The organism is Alicyclobacillus sendaiensis NBRC 100866 (assembly GCF_001552675.1).
Classification (GTDB): domain Bacteria; phylum Bacillota; class Bacilli; order Alicyclobacillales; family Alicyclobacillaceae; genus Alicyclobacillus; species Alicyclobacillus sendaiensis.
Genome location: NZ_BCRQ01000075.1, coordinates 1 through 11,583 on the forward strand (window position 1 = coordinate 1; position 11,583 = coordinate 11,583).

Here is an 11,583-nt window from a genome sequence, read left to right on the forward strand (position 1 = left end):
AAACCCTTCTTCAGATATGTGACTTTGTCCAACTCACATTCTAACGAAGAGGGCCCGAATGGCTCTTTATGTTTCCGGAAGGAACTCTTTTTATGTTGTCTATACCATTTCCTTTATCTTGAAAGTTGGAGGTGAAGTCCGTCTTTGTACTCGAAAATCCCTTGCCCCACGTGGACTTATGATTCTGCAAAAAGCTCGCCTGTGATTATCGCTGCGAACCGCTGGTCAATTCTCGTTGTCGTAAGTGCTTAAACCGGACTGCTATCATGCGAATTGTAACGACCACTATAATGAGCAAAATCAGGGGTAATGGGCGCTTGTAACTTATTCCATCTATCCAAACTGCAAGGCCAACTAGAATCGTTAGCACTGCATGCACTTCTTCCTGAAGAGCGATGGGTTTCCTCCCTGCCAACAAGTCTCGAATCATACCGCCTCCAACACCTGAGAACAATGCGGCAATGATGATCACGAAGATATTGTCACTAACTTGTTTTGCGTATAACGCACCCTGCAACGCAAACGACGCAAGTCCAATTGAGTCGAAAAAGAGCCCCCACCTCTTCCAATGATGTATCCATTTTGTGGACAGTAAATAGAGTATGGTTAATGCACCCAGTACCAGTAACAGCGTCTCACGATCCCAAAGTTTTATGACAGGGATGCCGATAATGATGTTGCGGATCACCCCCCCGCCGAAAGCCGTTGTTAAACCCAATACGTATACTCCGATCATCCTATATCGTGCCTGCAACGCCACGAACGCTCCGCTTGCAGCGTAGGCGATGGTTCCGATGCCGTGGATAATGAGCCAGCCAAACGTATTCATCCTTATCCTCCCACTTGAGGAAAACCGCCGTGATTCGGAGTGCATTCACTAAGTTACAGAGCCATAGAATGTCCGCACTATGATCTACATTCCGTACCTACAATGACGACAATGTTTATCCCATCATCGCTGACCACTGAAATCCATTCCAAGAACAATAGCAGTGAGGGGATATCAAGGATAAATGATTCACCAAGAACCATAATCAGAATATTACGTTCCGTGATGATGTCTGTCATGAATTCGTATTAGGTAGAACATCAGTCCACCACTGAACTGGCTATGTTAACGCTGAACAAGAATCCGGCGGAGGCAAAGTAGCTCTCCACCGGATCGTTCAATGCGATGAAATATGCCTATAAGAGAACTAGAGCTTTTCGCCCAAGCCCTGTAACAATCCAAGCACGAACGCCAAGGCACGGTTGACGCCCGGGTCTCGCAGCGCCTTTACGAGTTCGAAGACGCCGACCTTCTTGTTCGATTCGAGGTTTTCTTGCCCGCGCTGAAGACCGACGACTACAGCATCCACCAACGCACCAACCTGGTCTGGATCCATCTTCATGACCAATCCAACCGCGGTCATGGCATTTTTTACACCGTTCAACACAGACGGTTTCAGAATCTGCTCTAACGCAATGGAGGCGATCTTCTCCTTCGAATTCAACGCGGCGTGGAGAATTTCAAGGACCCCACTGTTTTCAAGATCCTGAATCAGCACCAGCAAACTCTGCAATGCTTTCTTGTGATCTGCGACTGAATCCTCTAGTTCATGTAGGGCGATCCGGTTCTGCTCCGGCTTCGTGAATTCGATTCGTTTAATGTTGGTGATTGGACGTGCCACTTGTGACAACCCTCCGCGCTTGTTCTTCTACTGGAATGTATCCGGGCCGCTTCCATTTCCGCTCCACTTCGACACCGCGTTGCGGATTGCGCTTCCCAAACCGCGGATTGTTGCGTGGTAACGGTCTCCGCCCGTTCGGTTGAAGCACCTCCATCCGTACGAAAGTTTCCTTATACGCGGGAGTGTCCGTACGCACATCCGTCGCCGAGCCCGTTAAGAGGTTCACGGCTGACTGGTCGCTCGTGGTGTTCATCGGCAGATACAGTTCCTTGCCGCGAACTCTGTCGGTGACAACCGCCCGGACCTTGACGGATCCGTAGCGCGACACAAGCCGAACCAGGGCTCCGTCTTCGATACCGCGTTCCTTGGCCAACTCCGGCGAAATCTCCACAAACGTATCCGGAACTTTCTTTCGCAGGCCTGGGGACTTGTCCGTCATGTTTCCTTCGTGGAAATGCTCGAGCAAACGCCCATTGTTCAAATGCAAATCATATTCTTCGTCGGGTGTCATTGGCGGAACCCAATTTGGCAAAGCCAACCGAGCCTTCCCATCGGGGAACCCAAACCCTTCCGTGTATAACAACGGTGTATCGGTTCCGTTCGGCGCAACAGGCCAGAGCAGGCTGTTGTACCCCTCGAGCCGGTCGTACGTCACGCCTGCGAAGATGGGTGCGACTTTCGCAGCTTCGGCCATGATTTCACTCGGATGCTGGTACGTCCAACCTGCACCCAACCGATTGGCGATCGCGCAAATAATCTCCCAGTCCGGCTTGGACTCCCCGAGAGGCTCAAACACTTGATACAAACGTTGAATACGTCGTTCGGTATTTGTGAAAGTACCTTCTTTTTCCAAACTCGGACTGGCAGGAAGCACTACATCCGCAAACTGAGCTGTCTTCGTGAGGAATACGTCCTGTACTACAAAGAACTCCAACTGACTGAGCGCTTCATGGACGTGGTTCGCGTTCGTATCGACCCACGCCATGTCTTCTCCCACGAGGTACATTCCACGAAGTTTACCTTCGAGGATGGCATTCAACATCTGCTGATTGTCCATTCCAGGCGTCGTTGGAAGTGGCGTACCCCAAACGTCTTCGAATTTCTTCCTGGCGACTTTATCACTCACCAGTTGATACCCAGGCAGCCAGTTTGGCAACGTTCCAAAGTCACAAGCACCTTGGACATTGTTGTGACCACGCAGCGGGAACGCGCCAGCTCCCGGGCGGCCGTAGTTGCCCGTGACTAATAGCAAGTCACTGATTGCAGCGCTGGTCTCACTTCCACCACAATGCTGCGTAACACCCATGGCCCACAACACAGCAACCCCGTTCGCTTCGTGAATCATCGTCGCGATTTGAATCAAATCTGCCTTCGAAATGCCTGTGATCTCTTCCGCATAATCAAGCGTGTACTTACTAAGCGATTTCCTGTACTCGTCATACCCCACAACCCTTTCGCTTAAGAATTTCTTATCATGCCATTCTTGATCTATAATGTATTTCGTTACTGCAGAAAGCCATACGTGATCTGTTCCCTGCTTCGGTCGTACGAAGAGATCTGCGCGTTCCGCCATTTCGTGCTTGCGCAAGTCAACCACGATCAACTTTTGACCGTGGAGTTTATGGGCACGTTTCACTCGCGTTGCAAGCACCGGATGCGCCTCAGCGGGGTTGGCGCCCACGATGATCACAAGCCCTGCCTTCGCAATATCCTGAATCGTCCCGGAATCTCCGGCAAGTCCCACCGTTCGCATCAAACCATCTGTCGCAGGAGATTGGCAATAGCGGGAACAATTGTCCACATTGTTGGTACCAATCACTGAGCGAGCGAGCTTTTGCATCAAGTAGTTTTCTTCGTTCGTCACTTTCGAGGAGGAAATGAAACCGAGGGCATCTGGACCGTACGTTCGTTTGATCTCTTGAAATTTCTTGGCAATCAAGTCCAGCACTTCATCCCATGTCGCTTCGAAAAACGAATCCCCGCGCCGGATCAAAGGTTTGGTGATCCGCTCTTCGCTATTAACAAAATCCCATCCAAACTTCCCTTTTACACACGTGGAAATCCCGTTTACAGGCGCCTTTTCTGTGGGTTCGATCTTTAGGATCTTCCGCCCCTTCGTCCAAACGTCAAACGAGCATCCTACCCCGCAGAATGTGCACACTGTCTTCGTCTTCCGAATCCGCTGCTCTCGCATAGCAGACTCAATTTCCGAAATCGCAAAAATCCCACCGTATCCAGGTTCCACCTGTTTGACGAGATCAATCATGGGATTCAGCACGTGAGAAGGAGTGTTTGACAGAAAACCAGCTTCTCCGAGCATGGACTTCTCCATCAGGGCATTGGTCGGACAAACGGTGACGCAGTGTCCGCAGGAGACACAGGAAGATTCATCGATGGGAACATCGTTATCCCAGATGACTCGCGGCATATCCCGCTCCCAGTCAATGGACAACGTTTCGTTCACCTGAAGATTTTGGCACGCCTCAACACACCGTCCGCAAAGGATGCATTGATCTGGATCGTACCGGTAAAACGGATTGGACATGTCTTTCTCGTACCCCTTGGGGCGGTAAGGGTACTTTTGATGCTCAATTTTCATGAGCTGTGCGGTATTATGAAGAACACAGTTGCCATTGTTGTTATCACAAACGGTACAGTAAAGCATGTGGTTCTCGAGAATTCGGTTCATCGCCTCAACGCGCGCAGCAACTGCGAGTTCAGATGAGGTTTGAATGTTCATCCCCTCATCTACCTTGGTCGAGCATGCCCGCACCAACTCTCCATTCACTTCCACCATACAGGTATCACATGTTTGAATGGGTCCCATATTGGGGTGGTAGCAGACGTGAGGATGGTCAATACCTTTCTGCATTATGGTTTCCAGAATCGTCTGTCCTTCGGAGACTGTTATCTCTTCCCCGTCGATTACCACAGAAAATTGCAAAGCAGGACTTCTCATGACTGCACCTCCAATAAAAAACTCCACTAAAACCCAGCCTCCTATTGCTGAAGGCTAGGTTTTAGTGGAGTAGTTCAAAGCACTTCCTGTGCTTCTTCACCAATCCACAGGATATGAACCGCTTAATCCAAGCGTAGCACGTTTACTCTTGATCGTCCAGTCCTAACGGACGATCAAAAACATAAACCGTGAAGGCTGTATCCAGGTCGATATCATAATCACAAAAAATAGTAACCAATTTAGCATGGACCAACTGTTCAACTTGAGTTCTGATATCTGCATCGTTATACAGTTCCTTGATAAAACTTGTTCGAAGTTCTCGGACAATCCGCCTGCCTTCTTCCGATCGAATAGCAAATCTTTCCACACTGGTAAGATTGCCTTTCATTTCACAAGCAACCCACGGCCCCATAAACCTCGTTGTTATGTGTTCAGGTCCCTTGCCCACGTACTTCTTCCGTATTTCTCGTACAAGATTGCTGAATTGATGTGTAACCCGTAAGGCAATCACTTGACTGAATCCCCCCTCACCGCTCTTTGTGATCATTCGTGCTCGTCTTCTGTGCAAACGAGAGGGATCATGCTCACATCATACGAGGTTATCATAACCCAGATCAACCCGACTTCGACACTGTGTGGTCATACAAAGTCCCACGAATCCATTCCTGACGCGGATTCGTGGGACCTGTGGATAACTCGTGTAGGGTCTACAGCCCTCGTGTTCGGGGCTCCATGCGCAGAATTCTTGGTGGCTCCGTGAGCCGTAGCGCTCGCAGGATCTCACGCTGCACTTCAGTCGTTTCAGTGCGCTGCACGACGATTCCGTCTGCCGGGCACCTCGTACTTCGTCACCGGGCGCACCGCACGCGTACGGATATCTGACCATGTCGTCCGAGTTTGGACCTCAACGAGGCAGTCCACACATGCGGCGTACACGAAGGGTAATCCAGCAGGCGGCGTTTCTATAAATCATCGCATCGATCCGTTGAGTCTACGCATTTTTCCCAACCATCATCGTCGGATTCAGAATGGCTCGCGACGATACCGACTTGCGAACTCGAGTACATCGGACTGCGCAGCATGTACCAAAGAACGCATGTCACCATATTCCATCATCCGGAAATGCCAATCCCATGCTTCGCTAAGCACATGAGGCGTATGCCCCCCCAAGGACTCAGCTCGTCGCACATACGCTATGAGCTCGTCCTTATAATCGGGGTGAACTAGGTGACTGATGATTTCACGCGCGCGCTGCCGCGGACTCAAACCGCGCAAGTCTGCGATACCACGTTCCGTCACAATGACGTCTACATCATGCTCTGGGTGGTCGACGTGTGTGACAAATGGAACAATACTCGAAATCTTCCCTCCTTTTTCCGTGGACCTCGTCACGAATATGGAGAGGGCTGCGTTCCGTGCAAAATCGCCGGACCCGCCGATACCATTCATCATGCGCGTCCCAAATACGTGTGTGGAATTCACGTTTCCATATATATCGACCTCTAAAGCCGCGTTGATGGCAATCACACCCAAACGCCGCACGATTTCAGGGTGGTTGGAAATCTCCTGAGGCCGGAGCACCACTCGGTTTTTATATTGTCCAAGATGCGACAAAACATGCTCGCGCATTGAACGTGAGAGTGTAAACGAACAGCTAGAGGCTAACTGCACCTTACCGGCATCTAGAAGTTCAAAGGCCGCATCTTGCATGACCTCTGTATAAAGTTCCAATCTGTCAAAGGGACTATTTTCGAATCCACTCAACACTGCGTTCGTCACAGATCCAATGCCGATTTGCAGAGGACCGATATGCCTAGGCAAACGGCCTCGGCGGACCTCATGAACCAAAAATTCCTGAATGAATCCAGCCATTGCATGCGTGTCAGGATCAGCAGCTGACACCGTTGAAGGTGTATCCTCCTCAGCCGAAAGGACAATCGCTACAATCTTTTCTGGAGAACAAGGAATATAAGGTGTCCCAATTCGATCTGCTACGTTGACCAAGGGAATGGGCTTACGGTGAGGTCTCGCCGCAGGTACATAAATATCATGAACTCCCTCTAAGTCTAAGGGAGCAGACAAATTGATCTCTACAATAACTTTGTCAGCCTTCTCTACAAAAATGGGGCTATTCCCTACTGAGGTCGTTGGAATAATTCCCCCATCTTCTGTGATGGCTGTCGCCTCAATGATTGCAAAGTCAATCTTACCCAACCATCCGCTCCGAACCCATTCAGCGGTCTCGCTAAGATGTTGGTCGACATACTCGATATCGCCTCGATTGATCCTGTCTCGGAGGACTGGTTCCGATTGAAATGGAAGACGAAAAGACGTTACTCCCTTTTCCGCCAATATCTTATCTGTATCTCCCAATGATGCTCCAGACAGTAGGCGAATCCGAGTATGTTCATTTGTCTCTGAGATTCTCCTTGATAGCGCCTTCAACACAGCTTTGGCATCGCCCGACTTGGTGAACCCACTCACCGCGATTGTCATGCCGTCATGTATCCAACCCTGTACCTCATCCACCGATAATACTCGAGAACGGAGAGACACATTCCGAATCCTGTCCTCAAACACGTTCCCACCTCATTTTGTATGAAAGCGAATTCGATGCTATCGCCTTTCAATGTAACCCCCCGTCTCAAAGCGTGCATCTGATTTCTGACGGAAAGACATATTTCGCGACGAAACGTAATATATTCGGATAAACCATGAGCGAAATAGGGGCACTGTTACAAAGGGCAGCCTATCTCTCGAATTCCATTTTTGTGTTGAGCCTATTGATTCAAAAACCGAGCTTTTCACGAACAAAACGTACGTAGGTCTGAGAAACAGGTAATTTCTGTTCTGTAGGGAGTTGGAGGATTATTAAAAGCCCAGAATGAAAATCACGTTCAATTCTCTTGATCCAGGCTACGTTGACGATATACGACCGGTGAATGCGCAGGAACTGATGCTGGGCTAGCTCGTGCTCCAATATGTGCAACGGAAGATGAGTGGTATATGAAGCCTCTACCGTATGAATCCACGTTTGCTTCTCATAACTTTCGAGCCAAACAATATCCTGAAAATGAATTGGATACCATGTATCTTCTCTGCGTCCTATGAGAAAGGGATAGGAAATCCGCTTCACCTTATATCTTGGCGGCAGAATAATCGTTAAAGCCATTTGCGTTCCTGATTGGGCATGAAGAAGATATCCGACACCGTGGTACGGAAGACCATAAACTGATTCGTCCACATCGACCTCTACGCGCTTCTTTGCGCAAAACACACGATTGGCTACGCTTCCAGGACGCACGAGATCTCCAGGGCGCAAACGCAAATCGTACCCACCAGCGTGATAAAAAATGTATTTTCCTTCACTTGCAACTGCAATAGAAGCAACTTGAGGAACCCAGTCGGTCAGCATGGATGGCAAGTCCATGAGAAGGGATAGATCTTCCATGTGCATCGCCCACCTCTTGTGCTAGTATTACTTAGCTCACAGGAGTTCTATTCGGCGGGATTTCATCGTCCATGAGCACGGTCTGACTTAGTTCCAATGAGTCTGTTCTTGATCATCTTAATCGAGTTAGACTCGCATTCAACATTTCGGAGTCACACAAAGCCCCACGAATCCCTTGCTCGTGAAGATTCACGGGACCTGTGATTAGCTCGCGTACTGTTGACAGCCTGTGTGCGCGAGATTTGCACCTTGCACCCGATTCCCCAAAATCATCGCTCTTCGTTCCCCACACATACGTGCGCCTCGTCTCTTGTTCCCGAGAACGCGTCCGTAACGCCAGCTCATAGCTTGTCTTTCATTCGGTAACTGTTGCCGCGGATATTCACGGTCGTTGCGTGGTGCAACAAGCGGTCGAGCAAGGCAACGGCCAGAACCCGATCGCCGAAGAGTGTTCCCCAATTCGTGAAACTCGTGTTGGACGTGATGATCAACGCCCCTCGCTCGTACCTCTCTAGACAAGACGGAAAAAGTTCGCGGCGTCGAGCGCGCAAAAGGGCACACAAAACATCTTACATATTTTTTCTATAATAAATCATAAATCTTACGCAAGAAACATACAAGACCAAAACAAAGAGCAAGAGACGCCCAACCGATACCTATATATACCATTTCACATGTCGATGAATCTAAGGAATTGATTCAATGTATTCACGTTAGAAAGAAAGACTCCTCCTAGATCCCCATAAATCTCACGAACTGTCTTCGACTGTTCGTCGTCCTTACCCAAACGTTCAGCGCCGCATGGTTGCTGCCGCATCCAAACCAACCATGTGATTCGCCGTTGATGGTTCATTCGCCGACCCCGTCGACTCAAACGAATTCGCGTGAGCCTGGGCCCCCGAATACGCTTCCTGAGCCCGACTCACCACATACGGACTCGCTCGCGGCACGTCCCCGGAATCGCCCGTGGCCCCGTGGCTTTGACCCTTCGTTCGTCACCTGTGCCCGTAACTCCCGTAATCTTAGGATGCTGTGAATACAACCGATACTCCTCATCCGAAATTGTGATGTGCGCCGGAGTCAACGACACCGAGGGCTCCATCGATGTCTTCTTGTCTCGCTCCGGCGTCTCGTCGTCATCCGTTTCGCTTCTTCCGTCCGGGATGCCAATTTGTGATACTCGGGGGTATGATGCCACGAATACCGCTCAGCAACAGGCTAAGGTTTCACACGGATCCCCTCTAACCATAAATAGATGTATCCCCTTGACGCAGTTGATATCTACTAAATATTCTTATAACTATAGTCAGGAAATCCATTTATGAATGGAGAATCCTTATGTCTAACCTTTGTGCCGCTCCAGCCTTCGGCTGGGTAGGTTCACCTCACCACCAACACTACCTGCCGTGCCCGATGCAGCACCGCCGTACTCACGCTTCCCAGCACGCGGTCAAGTCCCTGCCGCCCATGCGTGCCCATCACAATCAGATCCGCTCCCACCTCTTCGGCTACGTTGACGATCGCGTCCGCCGGCGCGCCGTATTCAGTCCTGAACGTCACACGCCCACTGTACGCCTGGAACTTCGTCAGCACCTGTGCCCGAAGCTCTCGCTCAAGCACCGACTCTTGCGCCTCGACGTCCATCGACGTCGGCATCCCGATTCCTGTCCATGCATCCGCCGCGGGCACTGTCGGCACGTGTACGTACACCGCGACAAGGTCCGCCTCCATCCACTTCTCTAACATTTCCGCCGCCCACTCACCAGCTCGCCACGCACATTCGGAGCCGTCCACGGCCCACACGATCGCCTTCATCGCCCATCACTCCGATGTCGTAGTTTTACACAAAGCCTCCTCAGTTCGTCAGATCAACCTACCGATATAATAAATGGATCCTTCTGCCTATTGCAAAACACACAACGAGGAGAGACGCATTGAGCCACAATGACGTCCTCCTCGACCGTGAAACGCATCGAGTCACCATTTCGGAGATTCCACACCACCCGCACCTCGGGAGGAATGGTCATCCTCCCCAGCCTGTCCACGTGCCGCACTCTCCAAAAGGCTCTCACACGCCCTCACCTCGTTCGCGATCGCCTCTGCGCATTCCTGCCTGGTATCAGGTCTCTCCCAGCAAGCTGGCGCCTCCCGTGTGAGATGCCTGAGCCAATAACGCGAGCACAGTCAGCACCACAAATGCGACTTCGATCACGACTGACACTGTGCTCCATGTGGCGATGCTCCCTGGCAGCAGAAGGATTTGATCTCCAACGGACAGCGGCGCATGCCTGTGGATAAGTCCGACAAGTTGCGCTGGTTCGGGATCCCCGTCCATGAGTCTACATGCTCTATCCAACTGTCAAAGAGGCGCGGCTGCTTACGTCATCGGTCCCTTGTTCGTTACGATTCCCGCAAATATACTACGGCTCCTTGTTCGACAAGTAACTCCTTGATGAACTCCGCTTCCATTCGTTCCTGAATCGGTCCGAATTCGGCAGGAAGATTTCTCAATTTCATCGAGAGATCCCGAAGCATCCCTAATTTGTACTCATGGAGTATCTTTGCGATTGGAAGTAGAGAACTCCTCCCTAACAGGAACCAACCTTTTTTTGGAATGTTTATTTCCCTTATCAGAATATAATACATCATGATCCCTCAACCGGCTATCCGCTCTAGACATGCAGTATCCGTCTTCGATATAAGCTGCCACCCATAGCAGCGTTATCGACAGAGAGACAGACACAGCAGCAAAGCGCACAGAAAGATACATGTTGCGCCAAATCACAAGGAATGTCTCGAACTCAATTTGAACCATGAGTATAACATATATCGTTTCCGCCCACGGGTATGTCCTAATAAAAAGGTTTAATGATAGTACAAGGCAATCAATTGTCCGTATCGAATTGCATTGATTCCAACTAAGGCAATCCCCGCGATGCCGCAAGTGAATAAAGATGCAACGAAGGCGAAAACGGCGAACCTCAAGTTTTCTAAAAAGATGCACAAAACGGAGTACATCCCGTCCGGCTGGTGTGCCGTCTTCAAACCCCTAACGGGATGGTGCGCGCCGACAAATGTTCCTCCTGCAACGGGGAGGAATAGGATACTGTATTCGATGCACACGCGCGTTGGAATCCTCATATTATCCCCCAGCCTACCATTCGATCTGATTCACAAGTCTTCGGATCTCTTCTCGAGCACGGAGCACCGCCAACCGCCCCAGCCTTTGTTCCACCCATTTGTCCGCTTTCTGTTCCCAAGCTTTTTTTCGAATTTCGCGAACCACCCATGGAAGAAAAAGAATGAGGATTACACCTACTACAAACAGCACGTTCAAAAGCCCACTACCTGAAACCTCTTGGTCAAATCCTCTGTAATTTAAAGATATTGCAACTAGAAAGACAGCTATGGCAAAAGTCCTGACACGCTTAGTGATCTGCACCACACCAGTGTGGCCTAGCACATGATGAGCATACTCATGCAGCCAGAGAGTGCGTATAGTT

At 50.1% G+C, this 11,583-nt stretch carries 9 protein-coding genes and 1 pseudogene; all 10 read right to left on the reverse strand.

Annotation, left to right across the window (positions count from 1 at the left end; genetic code table 11):
- Nucleotides 1–205 precede the first annotated feature (205 nt).
- Nucleotides 206–829 (reverse strand): trimeric intracellular cation channel family protein, encoded by a 624-nt coding sequence (locus tag AS26_RS12255; protein ID WP_062309966.1) that lies wholly within the window; start codon nt 827–829, stop codon nt 206–208.
- Nucleotides 830–1,196: 367 nt separating this feature from the next.
- Nucleotides 1,197–1,670: a helical membrane plugin domain-containing protein gene (locus tag AS26_RS12260; protein WP_157068501.1), complete on the reverse strand. Its 474-nt coding sequence runs from the start codon at nt 1,668–1,670 to the stop codon at nt 1,197–1,199.
- Nucleotides 1,645–4,629, reverse strand: coding sequence for a formate dehydrogenase subunit alpha (gene fdhF, locus AS26_RS12265; RefSeq protein ID WP_062309984.1), 2,985 nt, complete (start codon nt 4,627–4,629; stop codon nt 1,645–1,647). Before fdhF ends, AS26_RS12260 begins: the two co-directional genes overlap by 26 nt.
- 142 nt (nt 4,630–4,771) lie before the next feature.
- Nucleotides 4,772–5,176: a Na-translocating system protein MpsC family protein gene (locus AS26_RS13950; protein ID WP_083516088.1), complete on the reverse strand. Its 405-nt coding sequence runs from the start codon at nt 5,174–5,176 to the stop codon at nt 4,772–4,774.
- Nucleotides 5,177–5,652: 476 nt separating this feature from the next.
- Nucleotides 5,653–7,209 (reverse strand): succinyl-CoA:acetate CoA-transferase ScpC, encoded by a 1,557-nt coding sequence (scpC, locus tag AS26_RS12270; RefSeq protein ID WP_062309972.1) that lies wholly within the window; start codon nt 7,207–7,209, stop codon nt 5,653–5,655.
- Nucleotides 7,210–7,417: 208 nt separating this feature from the next.
- On the reverse strand, nt 7,418–8,080 hold the full coding sequence (locus AS26_RS13965) for a LytTR family DNA-binding domain-containing protein (RefSeq protein WP_169793500.1): 663 nt from the start codon (nt 8,078–8,080) through the stop codon (nt 7,418–7,420).
- 269 nt (nt 8,081–8,349) lie between these two features.
- Nucleotides 8,350–8,618: pseudogene (locus AS26_RS14755) on the reverse strand (ATP-binding protein); the annotation flags it as partial.
- Nucleotides 8,619–9,460: 842 nt separating this feature from the next.
- Nucleotides 9,461–9,895, reverse strand: a complete 435-nt coding sequence (locus tag AS26_RS12275; protein ID WP_062309976.1) for a universal stress protein — start codon at nt 9,893–9,895, stop codon at nt 9,461–9,463.
- A 53-nt stretch (nt 9,896–9,948) separates the two neighbouring features.
- Complete coding sequence (locus tag AS26_RS14965; RefSeq protein ID WP_373278198.1) at nt 9,949–10,152, reverse strand: AbrB/MazE/SpoVT family DNA-binding domain-containing protein; 204 nt, start codon at nt 10,150–10,152, stop codon at nt 9,949–9,951.
- Nucleotides 10,153–11,234: 1,082 nt separating this feature from the next.
- Nucleotides 11,235–11,583: hypothetical protein (locus AS26_RS14560; RefSeq protein WP_217997435.1), on the reverse strand; the 349-nt coding region annotated here is incomplete at its 5' end.